Source organism: Mesorhizobium bavaricum (assembly GCF_056781655.1).
The window spans coordinates 340872-355559 of the sequence record NZ_JBXAYV010000002.1 but is presented as its reverse complement, the minus strand read 5'-3'; the positions used below and the strand labels follow the sequence as shown (position 1 = coordinate 355559).

11 protein-coding genes are annotated in these 14688 nt (G+C 57.2%); 7 read left to right on the top strand and 4 right to left on the bottom strand.

What is annotated here, in order from left to right; genetic code table 11:
- Position 1: 1 nt before the first annotated feature.
- The gene (locus AC1RZR_RS37810) at positions 2 to 1534 is read right to left on the bottom strand and encodes an acyl-CoA carboxylase subunit beta (protein WP_481829741.1); all 1533 of its coding nucleotides are present in this window, start codon (positions 1532 to 1534) and stop codon (positions 2 to 4) included.
- Between the two features lie 220 nt (positions 1535 to 1754).
- Between AC1RZR_RS37810 and AC1RZR_RS37805 the strand changes: the two genes are divergently transcribed.
- Positions 1755 to 3167 carry a helix-turn-helix domain-containing protein gene (locus tag AC1RZR_RS37805; protein WP_481829740.1) on the top strand — a complete coding sequence of 471 codons (1413 nt, stop codon included), beginning with the start codon at positions 1755 to 1757 and terminating at the stop codon, positions 3165 to 3167.
- Between the two features lie 399 nt (positions 3168 to 3566).
- Here the strand turns inward: AC1RZR_RS37805 and AC1RZR_RS37800 are convergent, their stop codons facing one another.
- The 3 genes from AC1RZR_RS37800 to AC1RZR_RS37790 form a co-directional block, all read right to left on the bottom strand.
- On the bottom strand, positions 3567 to 4196 hold the full coding sequence (locus AC1RZR_RS37800; protein ID WP_481829739.1) for an NUDIX hydrolase: 630 nt from the start codon (positions 4194 to 4196) through the stop codon (positions 3567 to 3569).
- Between the two features lie 356 nt (positions 4197 to 4552).
- A complete protein-coding gene (locus AC1RZR_RS37795) occupies positions 4553 to 4888 on the bottom strand; it encodes a hypothetical protein (protein WP_481829738.1) in 336 nt (111 codons plus the stop codon).
- Between the two features lie 208 nt (positions 4889 to 5096).
- Positions 5097 to 6269, bottom strand: coding sequence for a helix-turn-helix domain-containing protein (locus tag AC1RZR_RS37790; RefSeq protein ID WP_481829737.1), 1173 nt, complete (start codon positions 6267 to 6269; stop codon positions 5097 to 5099).
- A gap of 232 nt (positions 6270 to 6501) precedes the next feature.
- On the opposite strand from AC1RZR_RS37790, the gene AC1RZR_RS37785 reads away from it, so the two are divergent.
- From AC1RZR_RS37785 to AC1RZR_RS37760, 6 genes are all read left to right on the top strand, one after another.
- Entirely contained in the window at positions 6502 to 6858 is a 357-nt protein-coding gene (locus AC1RZR_RS37785) for a DUF309 domain-containing protein (protein ID WP_481829736.1), read from the top strand.
- A gap of 666 nt (positions 6859 to 7524) precedes the next feature.
- Complete coding sequence (gene doeA / locus AC1RZR_RS37780) at positions 7525 to 8706, top strand: ectoine hydrolase DoeA (protein WP_481829905.1); 1182 nt, start codon at positions 7525 to 7527, stop codon at positions 8704 to 8706.
- 114 nt (positions 8707 to 8820) lie between these two features.
- Positions 8821 to 9990: an acetylornithine deacetylase gene (gene argE, locus AC1RZR_RS37775; protein WP_481829735.1), complete on the top strand. Its 1170-nt coding sequence runs from the start codon at positions 8821 to 8823 to the stop codon at positions 9988 to 9990.
- Positions 9991 to 10425: 435 nt separating this feature from the next.
- Positions 10426 to 11598, top strand: a complete 1173-nt coding sequence (locus tag AC1RZR_RS37770; protein WP_481829734.1) for a M20 aminoacylase family protein — start codon at positions 10426 to 10428, stop codon at positions 11596 to 11598.
- Positions 11599 to 11862: 264 nt separating this feature from the next.
- Positions 11863 to 13008 (top strand): M24 family metallopeptidase, encoded by a 1146-nt coding sequence (locus tag AC1RZR_RS37765; RefSeq protein WP_481829733.1) that lies wholly within the window; start codon positions 11863 to 11865, stop codon positions 13006 to 13008.
- A 415-nt stretch (positions 13009 to 13423) separates the two neighbouring features.
- Complete coding sequence (locus tag AC1RZR_RS37760) at positions 13424 to 14680, top strand: sarcosine oxidase subunit beta family protein (RefSeq protein WP_481829732.1); 1257 nt, start codon at positions 13424 to 13426, stop codon at positions 14678 to 14680.
- Positions 14681 to 14688: the final 8 nt, after the last annotated feature.

The window sequence follows — 14688 nt, the reverse complement described above, 5'->3', positions numbered from 1 at the left end:
CTCAAAGCGGAATGGTGTCGTGCTTCTTCCAGCGAGTCTCGACGCTTTTTCCGCGCAGCGCGGCAAAGGCACGCGCGATCCGCTTGCGCGAGGAATGCGGCATGATCACCTCGTCGATGAAGCCACGCTCGGCGGCAATAAAGGGATTGGCGAAGCGCTGCTCATATTCCTTGGTGCGAGCCGCCAGCCGCTCTGGATCGGCGAGTTCGGACCGATAGAGGATCTCGGCAGCGCCCTTTGCGCCCATCACCGCGATCTCGGCGGTCGGCCAGGCGTAGTTGATGTCAGCGCCGATATGTTTTGACGCCATCACGTCATATGCGCCACCGTAGGCCTTGCGTGTGATCAACGTGACCATCGGCACGGTTGCCTGGGAATAGGCAAACAGCAGCTTGGCGCCATGCTTGATGACGCCGCCAAATTCTTGGGCGGTGCCCGGCAGGAAGCCCGGCACGTCGACAAGCGTCAGGATCGGAATGTCGAAGGCGTTGCAGAAGCGTACAAAACGCGCCGCCTTGCGGGAGGAATCAATGTCGAGGCATCCGGCCAGAACCATCGGCTGGTTGGCCACCACCCCCACCGTCCTGCCCTCGATGCGCACAAACCCGGTGATGATGTTGCGAGCGAAGGCGGCCTGAAGCTCGAAAAAGTCACCTTCATCGGCAATGGCGAGGATTAGTTCCTTCATGTCATAAGGCTTGTTGGAACTCTCCGGCACCAGCATGTCGAGGCGCAACTCAGTCCGCTCCGGATCGTCATGGAACGGCCGCACGGGGGACTTTTCCCTGTTGTTCAGGGGTAGGAAATCAAAGAGGCGCCGAACCTCTTCCAGAGCCTCAATGTCATTTTCGAAAGCCCCGTCCGCAACGGAGGATTTTTGCGTGTGCGTGGCCGCTCCGCCGAGTTCCTCCGCGCTCACGATCTCGTTTGTCACCGTCTTGACCACATCGGGGCCGGTCACGAACATGTAGGAGGAGTCCCGGACCATGAAGATGAAATCGGTCATGGCCGGGGAATAGACCGCGCCACCGGCGCACGGGCCCATGATCACGGAGATCTGCGGAATGACGCCAGAAGCATCGACATTGCGCTTGAAGACATCGGCGTAGCCGGCAAGCGATGCTACACCCTCCTGGATGCGCGCGCCGCCGGAATCATTGAGGCCGATCACCGGCGCCCCGTTGCGCACCGCCATGTCCATGATCTTGCAGATCTTCTGAGCGTGGGTCTCTGACAGCGATCCGCCAAGCACCGTGAAGTCCTGGGAGAAGACGTACACGAGCCGGCCGTTTATAGTACCCCAGCCTGTGACCACGCCATCGCCGGCGACTTTCTGTTCAGCCATGCCGAAGTCTGTGGCGCGATGCGTGACATACATGTCGTATTCTTCGAAGGAGCCTTCATCGAGAAGCACCAGGAGACGCTCGCGGGCAGTCAGTTTGCCTTTGGCATGCTGGGCGTCGACGCGCTTCTGCCCTCCGCCCATACGGGCCTGCGCACGCCGCAGCTCGAGTTGTTCAAGAACGGCCCGCATCAGCGCGAAGCCGGTTCTTCGAGCGTTTCCAAAGCCGTCTGCATTCGCCGTGCGGTGAGCCGGCTTTGCCTTGGACCTGGGTCTGCTTCGCTGCACAGTCGCATGAGAGCCTCCACTGAATTGCGCTTCGCATTAGTTCGTTGGCAAGGCACGGAAAAGGATTGACCGGGTGCGATTGCGAAATTTATAAAGTTGCAAACAGCAACATGCGAAATTGCAAATGGCTAATGGTAAGCTTTTCATAGGGCGCCGCGTCCGCGAGTTGCGGGACGCCAGCAAAGCCACCCAGGCGGCCTTTGCCGAGCGCCTGGGGATTTCGACGAGCTATCTGAATCAGATTGAGAACAACCAGCGACCGGTTTCAGCTGCGGTGCTTCTTGCGCTGGCGGAGAAATTCCAGGTGGATATCGCTTCGATCGGTGGCAGTGACGCAGACAGGCTGCTCTCGGCGTTGAGTGAGACCCTTGCAGACCCCGTCTTCAGCGGCGTTTCGGCCGGATTTCAGGAACTAAAGCTCGTTGCCCAAAACGCACCGTCTCTTGCTCATGCGCTGATTACATGTCACCAGGCATATCGCAGAAACAGCGAGCAGCTTGCCAGCTTCGACGACCAGCTGATCCGAACCAATGCTTTTGCCGAGCCGACACCCTACGAGGAAGTGCGGGATTTCTTTCATTTTGTTGACAACTACATCGACGAGCTCGATCGCGCAGCCGAACACCTGGCGACGGCCTTGGGCTTGCCGGATCGAGATGTCAGTACGGCTCTGGCAGATCATCTGGAACAGCATCATCGCGTTCGCATTGCGCGTGCCGGCAATGGCGAGCGGGCAATCAGGCGCTTCGACGCTTCCGCACGCGTGCTGTATCTGAACTCATACTCACCTGCGCCGACGCGCAGTTTTCAGATGGCATTCCAGGTCGGCGCTTTGGAGCAGCGGGCAGAAATCGATGCGATCATCGAGCGCGCGCGCTTCCGTACCTCCGAAGCGTCGGAGATATGCAGGATCGGCCTCCAGAATTACTTTGCAGGCGCGCTTGCGTTGCCATACCGTAGCTTCCTGGGTGCGGCAAAAGAACTTCGCCACGACCTGAACTTGCTCGCGATACGCTTCGCCGCCAGCTTCGAACAGGTCGCGCATCGCCTTTCGACTTTGCAAAGACCTCGCATGAAGGGCGTTCCGGTGTTCTTCGCGCGCATCGACCGGGCTGGTAACATCACGAAGCGCCACAGCGCCGCTAAGTTGCAGTTTGCTCGCTACGGCGCAGCTTGCCCGCTGTGGAACGCTCATCAGGCGTTCGAAACTCCCGGCCGCATGATCTGTCAGCTAGCCGAGACGCCGGACGGCGTGCGTTATCTCAGTATCGCCACAGAAATCGCCAAGACGGACGGTGGATTTGGTTCTCCTCATCGACGCTACGCAATTGCGCTCGGATGCGAGATCTCCGATGCTGGCGATTTCGTCTATGCGGACCGGCTGGATATTGGCAACAGCTCAGCCTTCGAGCCAATCGGCGTCTCCTGCCGCATTTGTGAGCGCATGGATTGCATTCAACGTGCCATTCCGCCGCTCAAGAGCACAATTATGATCGACCACGACCGACGAACAGAACTGCCATACACGATATCCTGATTTTGAGTGGGTTCACCCAAAGATGCCGCACCCCTTTAGACTGCAAATCCCAGAAGCGGGGCGCGGATTTGCAGTCCGTAACCTCGGTTCAACCGGCATCATTCGTTCGATAGCTCCATTGAAGCCACTATGTGGAATTTTGCGGCTCGTCGAGTTGGCTATGCCGTCCGGCGATGCGCGATGGTAGGGTGGTGCTGGCTACACCAAAGACCGGCGCGCGTTCGAGGTGATATCGTAACTGCCTGGATCGGGGATTCACCCGACTGTTGAAACATCAGAGGACGGGCCGAGATGAAGTCCTTCATAGCCCCAGGCCCTAGCTGCAGTGCACTGCCTGAGTTGTCACCCGACTGAGACCATAGGCGTACTTTCGATCTTTTCGAGATTGCATGCTGAGTACTACCGTGTTGCAAAATCCGGAGCTGAGAGGTCGTCAACACGTTGGTATCGACCAGCCGCCAATTCGATGAATTGATATAGAATGGCCGCTGTTGGTGCGTGCATGTAATGATCAAATATCGGAAAGCGTATAAGACGCGGACCGCCTTCTTCCTCACTGAAAAACTGTGCTGACCGCCCACCAGAGAGGTCGGAGAGTTTGATACGAAACACTTGATCTACTTCGTTTGGATTGAGACAGAGATCCTGTTCTTTTGCTGCAAAAATGACGGGTGCAATCGCATATCCAGATTGGGTTGGATATATGTCCAAAGTACCCAAGGCCTGATCTGGCGAAAGGTCCAGGCCGATTTCCTCTGAGCACTCCCGAATAACTGTGTCGAGTGCGGATTCCCCCAGATCACTCCGTCCTCCTGGTAAAGCGTATTGGCCTGCGTGTGAACGCAGCTTAGAGCTGCGCACCGTGAGCAAAAAGGCAGTCTCGCCTGACCCATCGTCGGCTGCAACCAGAATGATGCCAACCGCTGCTCGCTTCAAATTCTCTGCGTTTGTGGTTTTCGGAAGCGCAAACTGCGAGATCATGGAGCGGATATGTTCAATGATGGACGGCGAAAATGGATATGTCGGCATAGTCTCCAAGCCTCACTAATCGGACTCTTCTTTGAATTGGCTTGCACCTTCTAATGAGCTGTCGTGCTTCGGCCGTTTCCGTTGCGTCTGCCGTTTTTCAAAGCGACTACGACCGTTTCCGGGCCATCCTTACCGACGTCCTCATTGCGACGATACTCCTTCGCCTTCGCCCGACAGAGGCCTTCGGCGAACGCAGCGCAACCTCATGACATTAAGCTCCTTAGCCCAGGATGCACCCTCATGCGGCCCTTGCAGAATTCACGCTATCATGGGCCCTCCGGCGAGAGCCGACGAAAAAAAATCATGCGTCGCATGACTTCAATTCGACTGTTCGCCTGGAGAGGCTTGCCCGGATTTTAATAGGTGGGATAACCGTTTAATGTCTGGATCAACAGTGCCGCCGCTGCTGGGCGGGATACCAAGCGCGGCGACCCTGCCGTGGCCTCCTCACGGATTTCTTGATCCCAGCTTTCGCGATCTGCTAGACGACGCCTACGCTTGGCGCGGCGATGTAAGCGCTTCGCAACCAAAACTGCTACGCCAACTCCAATTGGCAGACCTTGCAAAGACGGCGTCATTTCTGGCAACCGTTGTATCGACAACGGCAGTCGCGCCAAAATCGAAAGGGTCAGCGAGCGTCGCCGCTTCACCGTCGTCCAGGGACCGCTTCCGGTCACGAGATTCTGAAACATCCCCTGAGCTTCTCGACCGCCACTATCCCACGCGAAACCAGTTCAAGGAGCTGCATATGATCGGATGGCCGCGCTCTGCAGCAGCTTCCAGTTCCCCTGCGGCGACGCTGGTGACGATGTTACGGCGCGGGAGCCGTCTCAGGATCGCATCGGCGATGGCGATGACGGCGCTAGTATCGATAACAGGCAGCTGGCTTTGGCAAGCCGATCAAAGAGGGGGTCCATTCGAAGTGGTGCCTCCTCCCGACCCTCGCTCTTGGAGAAGCTCACGGACTGCAATGCGGTCGAGAAGCAACAGTCTTGCGATTTGCCCTTCGCTCATAAGGCCCCTGTCCAGAGCTTGGGCTGCAAGGGAACCCAAGCGAAGCGAAGCCAGATTTGTTTTCTGCTGCCCGGTGTCCACCGCTCGATCGCCGAGCACCTGTCGCGCATGCTCGTCAGAAAAACCGTCGTTGTCGACGAACCAGTCCCAAGCGCCCGGCCTGACAAGTTCAAGTTCCTCTAGCCGCCGCACCAGAGCCTCGCGTGAGATGCCGAAAAAGTAGGCAAGGATGATGACATGACGGCGCAACAGAACCGATGCGCCGGCCGTCACATCCTCAAACTTCTGCATTACAGCCCGTGCCGGTGCCATGAACGCGCGCCCGAACGCGTCCGCGTACCGTTCATTGCGTGAATTAGGCAGCGGCGATTCGTGCAAAACCTCGGGCCTTCGTCGCGTAGCGGTAAAATGGCCAAGCCCATGCGCAATGCTCTGGGAGCGCCGATCCCGCCTGTGATTGGCGTTGATCAGCATGCAGGCGCCGACTGCGTCATCGAATCCAAACAGTCCGGAAATTTTTCCACCGAGCGGATACACATAGGCGCGGATGCCTAGCTGCAGCTCCACCAAGGTGAGCACGTCCTGAATTGGGCTTAAGCCCAGCCCCAGCCATTGGCGCAGTTCCTGCGCATCCTGTTCCGCCTGCGTCCGTACATTGCCGGGAAGGATCCGCTTTTCAGGCGGATAGTTCGGCTGAACCTTGATGCCGAGTATGTTCTCGAGCTCCACCTCGGCCCGCACGAAGTCATTGAGCGTGCGCGCCGCCGCTTCCACCGAAGAATCTTCATCGTGACTGAGTTTTCGAAACCTGGGAACAAGATCGACGTGAACCGCTTCCTGCCGAAGCATTGCATTCACCGACGTTCCGAAAAGCTTCGCGAGCTTCTGCAACTCTTCCAGTTTAATGCCGCGCCGACCCTGTTCGATGGCAATGAGCGTCGTCCGGGCTACACCTAAGTTGCTTGCCGCAGCCGCCTGCGTGAGTTTGGCAGTCTCCCGGGCACGCCGGAGGCGCTCTCCCAAGTCTTCGTCAGAAATTTTGGAGTTAGCCGAGTTCATTGGTATGCTGGAGATGACCCACCGAGGGTTCTTGAGGGCAGCCTGGCGATGTCGGAGTGCACTTCTTTGTTCCAATCCGCGGCGAGAGCAGGGACAGGGCCGCGAAGACATCGACGGCGGTATCGGCGGCATAGGCAAGCTTCCGTAAGGACCATCGCTCACTAGAGGCTCCGATGTCACAATCGCTACAAAATTTTCTGACATTGTCAAGCTCAAAACGGGGATAGTCGATTTGGATACGTCCTCCGCCTCACCAAATACGTCAATAGGGCGCGGTTACCGATCGTTAAGCGCCCAGCATCGCCTTTTCTTCAAGGGATTGATCCTGCTGGCGGCGGCCGGGGTGAAGATCCGCGAGGGAAAGCGGGCCGCTGCCTTGCGCCATGCCGCAAGGGCTGCAGCGCTCTTTCGTCAGGTGGCGCTTCTGCCGACCAGGCTCTTTGAGGCCGCAATCGGAATGAAACCCGCCGCGCTCGCGGTCGAAGCCGAAGCGGCCACAACTCTCCCGGTTGTTTTGCGGAAGCGGATGCCTGGCCTGCCTGAGCCCGTCTTTGATTTCATTCTCGCACCCAAATCTGATAGCGGCTGACCGGCAACACCTGCGGTACGGTTCAGCTTGCTATTTGGATGCGCTGTAGGATCCTGAGCAGTCTGACAGGACAGTTCGATCCTCGAGCGGTCGACCTACCGCTGGGCTCGGCTCTGGCGGAGCACCCAAGGCAGGCGCCGCTTCCATCGTTGACCTGGCGGCAAAGGAACATCTTTCTGCCACCTCTTTAACTTGCGGGTTCGTCTGCCTCCAGTCTGGGTGTTCGATGCTTCCGGCATCGGCGCTTCCTCAACCGTTGGCGGTTTGGGAACCGATCCATCGGGTACGATCACGCCCTTGGCGTCGGGTATTGCTTCACCGGTTGGCGGCGGATGACGACTTGCGCCTCTCAGCCACTAATAGGGGCGCGGATCTATATGATGTCGATCTGCTCAGGTCGACCATACTCGCTATGGCCGTTCCGATCCCGCAGGCAGTGCGGTATTAGCGTGGATGCCGAACACATCCCAAGATTGAGTGTGCTACGGAGTTCAGAAGGCGCTCGAGAATCTGCCGAGGAGTCCCGCAAGACTTTGGGCAATCACGGCATCTGAAAGCCAGATGACTCAAATCTACAAACAGAATTTGACGCCCGCAATACAGCCGATGATCGTGGCGGGTCGTCGCTCCAGCCAGGTCAGGAGCGAGAAGCCAGCGTGGGACGGTATGGGTACAAAAACTCTCAATTTCAGCTTGGACGAGTATGCGGAACGGTTGCGCAAAACCAGAACGGCCATGGAGAAACGTGGCATCGACACTCTAATCGTTAGCGATCCCGCCAACATGCATTGGTTGACCGGCTATGACGGCTGGTCATTCTATGTTCATCAGGCGGTCATCGTACCGCCTTCAGGTGATCCGATTTGGTTCGGTCGCGGCATCGACGCAGCCGGTGCGACAAGGACTTGTTACGTTGAAAGCGAAAACATCGCTTCCTATCCGGACCACTACGTTCACTCCTCTGAACGCCATCCCATGGAGTTGCTTGGCAAGCTCCTGGTTGAGCGGAAGCTAGACAAGGGCGTCGTAGGCGTCGAGAAGGATGCCTACTGGTTCTCGGCTGCGGCCTATGAGACGCTTATGGCCGGCCTGCCTAACGTCAAATTCACCGATGCGACCGTCCTCGTGAATTGGCAAAGGGTTGTCAAAAGCCCGGCGGAAATCCTTTTCATGCGAAAAGCCGCTCGCATCATTGAGCTGATGCACAAGCGCATCTACGAAAAGGTCGAGCCGGGTATGGGCAAGTGTGACTTGGCGGCCGAGATTTATGATGCAGCTATTCGCGGCACGCCTGAGTTCGGCGGAGATTACCCGGCGCTTGTGCCACTGCTCCCGTCGGGAGCCGACGCCGCTGCTTGCCATCTGACTTGGGACGACCGGCCGATGCGCAACAACGAGGGCACTTTTTTCGAGATCGCCGGCGTCTATCGGCGTTACCATTGTCCGATGTCGCGGACGGTCTATCTGGGCAAACCAAGCGAGACGTTCTTGAACGCCGAGAAGATGACGTTGGAGGGAATGGAGGCAGGTTTGGCTGTCGCCAAACCGGGGGCCGCCGCTGAGGACATCGCGATCGCGTTCTGCGACGTGCTTGAGCGCTACGACATCAAGAAGGAAAACCGCGTCGGCTATTCGGTCGGGTGCGCCTATCCGCCGGACTGGGGTGAGCACACGATGAGTTTGCGTCGTGGTGACAAGACCGAGCTTCAGCCCGGGATGACGTTCCATTTTATGACTGGTCTGTGGATGGAGGACTGGGGCTTCGAGATGACCGAAACGGTTCTCATTACAGAGACGGGAATGGAATGCTTGGCCAACGTACCACGGCAACTCTTCGTAAAAAACTAGTGCGGCGAGAGGACCGCGTAGCGTTGGTGCCTTTGCTTCGGCGGCTTTTGGGGGCACCCAGGCTTGCTATTAAGGGCGAACCCTCAATCCGCGCGTAAACCGCTGGAGAATAAAATGTCAGCCGCCTTGATCGAAGACGCAAAGCACATACTTGGAAACCTAGTCGCGTTCCCGACCGTCTCCCACGAGTCGAACCTCGCCATGGTCGACTATATGGCTGATTTCCTTCGCCAACTTGGGGCAAGGGTGTTTCTCCAGCACAATGAAGACGGGCAAAAGGCCAACCTGTTCGCCACGTTGGGTCCTCAGAGGGATGGGGGTGTCGTTCTATCCGGGCACTCGGATGTTGTCCCGGTGGAAGGGCAGGACTGGTCCAGCGATCCCTTTATGCTGCTGGAGAGCAACGGGCGGCTCTACGGCCGCGGAACATGCGATATGAAAGGCTTTCTCGCCTGCTGCCTCGTCACTGCTCGGGATGCAGCGGAACTCAATCTCGAGCGACCGCTGCATTTTGCGTTTACCTACGATGAAGAAGTAGGTTGCTTCGGCGCCCAGGCGCTGGTCAGGGAATTGGCTCGTCGCAATATCAAGCCCGCAGCCGCCCTCATAGGTGAGCCGACGATGATGCAGGTCATCGAGGGACACAAGGGATGCTACGAGTACACGACCAATTTTGTAGGACTTGAGGGCCACGGCTCCGGGCCTGATTTCGGTGTCAACGCGATTCAGTACGCAGCCAGGTTCATCACGCATCTGATGGACCTCGGCGAAGAGTTGAAGGGTCGGTCAATGGCAGGAAGTCGCTTTGACCCGCCTTGGGCGACAATTCAGGTCGGGCGAATTGCCGGTGGCGCGGGCCGTAACATTATTGCGGGGCATTGCTCGGTCGAATGGGAGATGCGCCCGGTTCAACCGTCCGACGCCGCGTTTGTGAAGAAGAGCCTTGAAACTTTCGTTCACAAGCAACTCTTGCCCTCAATGAAGGCGGTATCCCCGACGGCAGGCATCGAAACGATCATTGTTGGCGAAGTCGAAGGGCTCCAAGTCGTAGCACAGTCGGAAGCTCGCGATATTGCCTTTGAGATAGCCGGAGCGAATGGCGCCGACGTTGTTGCATTCGGAACCGAGGCGGGTCTTTTCCAGGAATCCGGCATTTCGGCTGTTATCTGTGGGCCAGGCTCAATCGAGCAAGCGCACAAGCCGAACGAATTCGTCGAGATCGACCAACTCAAGATTTGCCTGAAGATGCTCTCACGACTGCAGTCGAAACTCGCTTATCGGTAGCCCTTACGTTGCCAGGTCGGCCATATCGGCAAGACGAGGCGTGATCTGTTCTCATGCGTCTACGTATGCGGGCGGGGCTGGGTTGCGCAACCCGGGCGAGCGCGGATGGCCCTTGGCAGCTTGATTGCTGCCCAAGCACAATTCTAGAAGCGTTATGGTTCATCTACGGTCTCCATGGTTTCGCAGTAATGGTGAGGCGGTAGAACACCGCTGTCGTCATCTTGGCGTCGCCGAAGACTGCGCTTGTTCGCGCAATCCCCATTGAAAGAGGGCAGAAACCAACGCCGCTGTCTTTCGAGGCGGACGATCTGAATTCTAGATCATGCCCATCTACACATGGCATTTGACGCTTTGTTTGCGCAGGAATAGCGGGATAACGGTAGAGTCTTCGGGGGCGGTAGGGCACCCTGCGAGCCGTATGTCAGGAGGTGTCACATGCCCATCATCAATCGCGTGGCCGATTTCCATCCTGATATCAAAGATTGGCGGCGAGACCTGCATCAGCATCCCGAACTCCTTTATGATGTCCATCGAACCTCTGCGTTTGTCGCTGCTCGCCTCCGTGAGTTTGGCTGCGATGAAGTTGTCGAAGGCATCGGGCGTACAGGCGTTGTGGGCGTCATCAAGGGGCGGATTCAATCAGACTCAAGTCCAAGCGTATCCATTGGGTTAAGGGCGGATATGGACGCACTGCCCATTCTAGAGGCGACCGGCCTACCCTATGCGTCGCAGACTCCCGGTAAAATGCATGCGTGCGGCCATGACGGCCATACAGCCATGTTGCTGGGTGCTGCCCGCTACCTTGCAGAAACACGCAATTTCCGTGGCAGCGCCGTCTTGATTTTCCAGCCTGCTGAAGAAGAGGAAGCTGGCGCTGCTGCCATGATCAAGGACGGCTTGATGGAACGCTTCGATGTGTCGGAAGTGTTCGGCATGCACAATTGGCCGGGTCTCGCGTTGGGATCATTTAGCATTCGGCCAGGTCCCATGATGGCCGCTTACAATGTCGTGGAGATAAACATTGAGGGGCGAGGCGGTCACGCATCCGCGCCACACGACTGCATTGATCCGGTTCTAGTCGGCGCTCAGCTTATAGCAGCCGTCCAGCAAATTGTTTCTCGGAACGTGGATCCCTTGGAAGCAGCGGGAGTTTCGATCTCCGAATTTCACGCCGGCTCGACACCAGGCGTGATTCCACAATCAGCTGTTTTACGCGGAACGATACGCTCCCTTTCAGTTAAGGTGCACGACCTGATCAAGGCTCGATTGAGCGAGATTGTTGCCGGCACGGCGAAGATGAGCGGCGCCCATATCGAGCTTTCATTTATTGGTGGTGCGCCGCTGACGTTTAACCACTCTGATCAGACCGAGACAGCGCTAACAGTCGCGAAGGATTTGGTCGGCGAAGCCAATGTCCATTCTAATCGACCGATCATGGCGGCTGAAGACTTCGGTTACATGTTGGAAGCTCGTCCAGGAGCTTACATACTTTGCGGAAATGGCGATAGCGCCGGTTTGCATCATCCGGCCTATGACTTTAATGACGAGGCCATTCCGTACGGAACTTCCTACTGGATCAAACTTGTCGAGACGAAGCTCGCGCCTTGAAGCGATCACGCCACGTGCCGAAGCTTCGACTAGGAGTCTAGTGACCGATCTCGATGCTAGATGGGCGCTATATCGACACTGCATTTGACCGATCAAACGATGCCTACGCATATTCGTTCAGAGCCAGCGCGAACGCATGGGCAGTGATGGAATCCGGGGCAAATAGATGGTCCTTTATCCGCCTATGAGTGTGTTTGTACGAACCAAACCCAATCGCCTAAGGGCGGCCCTATGAATATTTCCACTCAAATCGGGGAATCCGGGATGAATCACTATGTCACGTCGGCTAGTCTTGAACATCAACGCCGGCTAAGCGCCGTCAAGCAGATTTGCCGGGACCGCAAAATTGACGTAGCCGTATTCACTAGCCCGGAGAATATCTGCTACCTTACGGGTCTTGATTATGAAGGCTATTTTGCCCTTCATGCTCTGCTGGTATCGCCCGATGGGGAATCAATTCAATTTGCTCGCTATATCGAGGCGCCTACGGTCGCTCGGCAGACGTCAGGCGTTGAATTTGCCGGATACACTGATACTGATGACGTTGCCGCACTGATAACCGCTAAAATAGTCTCACTCGCCGGGGAAGGCGCGCGCGTTGCGCTTCAGCGAAACAGCGCCGCTACGGTTAGGATCGACGCCTCTCTGCAGTCATATCTTCCTAAAGCCGATATCGTTGATGCGTCGGGTATAGTCGAGAGCTTGCGAGAGGTAAAATCGCCTTTCGAAATAGAGCAGATAAAGCGCGCTGCGGAAATTTCGGATCTCATGGTTTCCACCGGTCTGCGTGAAGCGGGTGAGGGGGTGGTGGAAAACATTGTTGCTGCCAAGATTTACGGTGCGATGATCGCGGCGGGAGGTCAATGTCCGGGCTTTCCACCATTCCTCAGATCGGGTGACAGGATATCCGAGCCACATACTTCGTGGACCGATCAGCCTCTAAAAAGTGGTGCTCCGCTTCTTCTGGAATTGTCGGGCTGTGTAAATCGCTATCATGCACCGATGGCTCGGTACGGGTACATTGGATCCGCATCCGCAGCAGCGAAGCGACTAAGCGAAGTGAGCCACCAAGCGCATTTGGCCGCGCTTGCAGCTCTTAAACCCGGATGTCTTGCTCGGGATGTCTATTCCGCTTGGAAGGCATGCCTTGACCCTGCGAATGTTCTGCCGAGAGCCCCTCACTGTGGCTATATGGTCGGTCTATCCTTCCCGCCCACCTGGACTGGCGGCCCCGGCGTTCAGAGCCTGCATGAGACGAGCTCGATGGAAATCCGTGAGTCCATGGTGTTCCATCTTTTGACCTGGGTAACCGATGGGCAGAATGACCACTTTCTTTCTGACTGCGTTGTCGTCGAAAAGGCCGGTGCCGTTTTTCTAACGAAAACGCCAAGAGAGATTTTCGAGATCTGACAGAAGTCGGTCGGCCGATATTTCGACTGGGCGCTGGGGCAGAGTTCCTGCCCTGCCATCGCGGGCTTAAGACAACGCAGTTTGTCAAGCAATCAGCTCTCCCTGGAGCCCAGCACGGCCGATCTCTTGCCGGGTATGGAGCTGGGCATCTAGTCTCGACCGCGCTTCGGCCATCTTAAAACGCGATGGCACCTTTCGAGACTCTATGTTGGTGCATCCAAAGCCTAGTGGCGCATACTCGGTAGCGGTCTTCCTAATCGATCTGCCTGTTCAACACGATGTCGAGCCCTGCGTCAGAAAGATCTAACCTTCTTGCGCCTGACCGGGGCGCGAATGTCTAGGTCACCATCGAGCGGGGCGCGGGAAAAACTCTGCATTTCTTTTCGTCTGCTGCTCATAAAATAGCGGGTTCGGCATGCACGGCTATTCGGTTTTCTCCATTCTGCGCAACGGCCTCTCGGGCCAAAAGCACTGGCCTCTCGCCTGGCGAGCGCCCAGTCCGAAGTCGAACTATGACGTGGTCATCGTGGGCGGCGGTGGACACGGGCTGGCGACCGCATTCTATCTCGCCGAGAACCATGGAATTCGCAATATAGCCGTTGTTGAGAAGGGTTATATTGGAGGTGGCAACGTTGGCCGGAATACGACGATCGTCCGATCCAACTATCTGCTCGATGGCAATACCCAGTTCTACGAATTTTCGTTGAAACTGTGGGAGGACCTGTCTCGGACACTTAACTACAACGTGATGTTCTCACAACGTGGCCAGCTGGTCGCTGCCCACTCGCCTGATCAGCTCGATGGCTTCAGCCACCGCGCCAACGTGATGCGGCTAAACGGGATCGACGCGGAAGTGCTTGACCGCGACGAAGTTCGACGAATGGTGCCTTATTTCGACTATTCGGAGACGGCGCGCTTTCCGATCTATGGCGCGCACTGGCAGAGCCGCGCTGGTACGGCGCGTCACGATGCGGTGGCCTGGGGATATGCGCGTGCCGCCGATGCCCATGGTGTCGACATCATCCAGAATTGCGAGGTGACGGGCTTCATCCGTCAAGGTGAGCGTATCGTTGGCGTTGAAACGACGAGGGGGCACATCGGCGCTGGGAGGGTTGGGCTTGCGGTGGCGGGGCACACCTCGACGTTAGGCCGCAAGGCCGGCCTTGAACTGCCGATCGAGAGCCATGTTCTGCAGGCTTTCGTGACCGAACCGATCAAGCCACTTGTTCATCAGACCGTTGCCTATGGTGCGGACCATTTTTATGTCAGTCAGTCTGACAAGGGCGGTCTCGTGTTTGGTGGCGCGCTCGACGGCTACAATTCATATGCTCAGCGCGGCAATCTTGGCATCGTGCGCGATGTGGCCGAGGCGGCGGTCGCTCTTATGCCGTGCATTTCGCGCCTACGCATTCTGCGCCACTGGGGTGGGGTGATGGACATGACGCCCGACGCCAGCCCGATCATGTGCCCAACGCCGATCGATGGGCTCTACCTTAATGGTGGATGGTGTTATGGCGGCTTCAAAGCTACTCCCGCCTCGGGTTGGTGCTTCGCCCATACCCTCGCCACAGACTCACCGCATCCGCTCATCGCCGCCTACGGTCTCGACCGCTTCCGCACCGGACGTACAATCGACGAAGCCGGCATCGGCCCATTCGCCTGGTTGCAATAATAGGACTG

Coding starts and splice junctions, on each gene's coding strand:
- AC1RZR_RS37790 (WP_481829737.1), bottom strand. CDS start 6,269: ATGAACTCGGCTAACTCCAAAATTTCTGACGAAGACTTGGGAGAGCGC.
- AC1RZR_RS37765 (WP_481829733.1), top strand. CDS start 11,863: ATGAATCACTATGTCACGTCGGCTAGTCTTGAACATCAACGCCGGCTA.
- AC1RZR_RS37800 (WP_481829739.1), bottom strand. CDS start 4,196: ATGCCGACATATCCATTTTCGCCGTCCATCATTGAACATATCCGCTCC.
- AC1RZR_RS37760 (WP_481829732.1), top strand. CDS start 13,424: ATGCACGGCTATTCGGTTTTCTCCATTCTGCGCAACGGCCTCTCGGGC.
- AC1RZR_RS37795 (WP_481829738.1), bottom strand. CDS start 4,888: ATGTTTCAGAATCTCGTGACCGGAAGCGGTCCCTGGACGACGGTGAAG.
- AC1RZR_RS37810 (WP_481829741.1), bottom strand. CDS start 1,534: ATGCGGGCCGTTCTTGAACAACTCGAGCTGCGGCGTGCGCAGGCCCGT.
- AC1RZR_RS37805 (WP_481829740.1), top strand. CDS start 1,755: ATGGCTAATGGTAAGCTTTTCATAGGGCGCCGCGTCCGCGAGTTGCGG.
- argE (WP_481829735.1), top strand. CDS start 8,821: ATGTCAGCCGCCTTGATCGAAGACGCAAAGCACATACTTGGAAACCTA.
- AC1RZR_RS37770 (WP_481829734.1), top strand. CDS start 10,426: ATGCCCATCATCAATCGCGTGGCCGATTTCCATCCTGATATCAAAGAT.
- doeA (WP_481829905.1), top strand. CDS start 7,525: ATGGGTACAAAAACTCTCAATTTCAGCTTGGACGAGTATGCGGAACGG.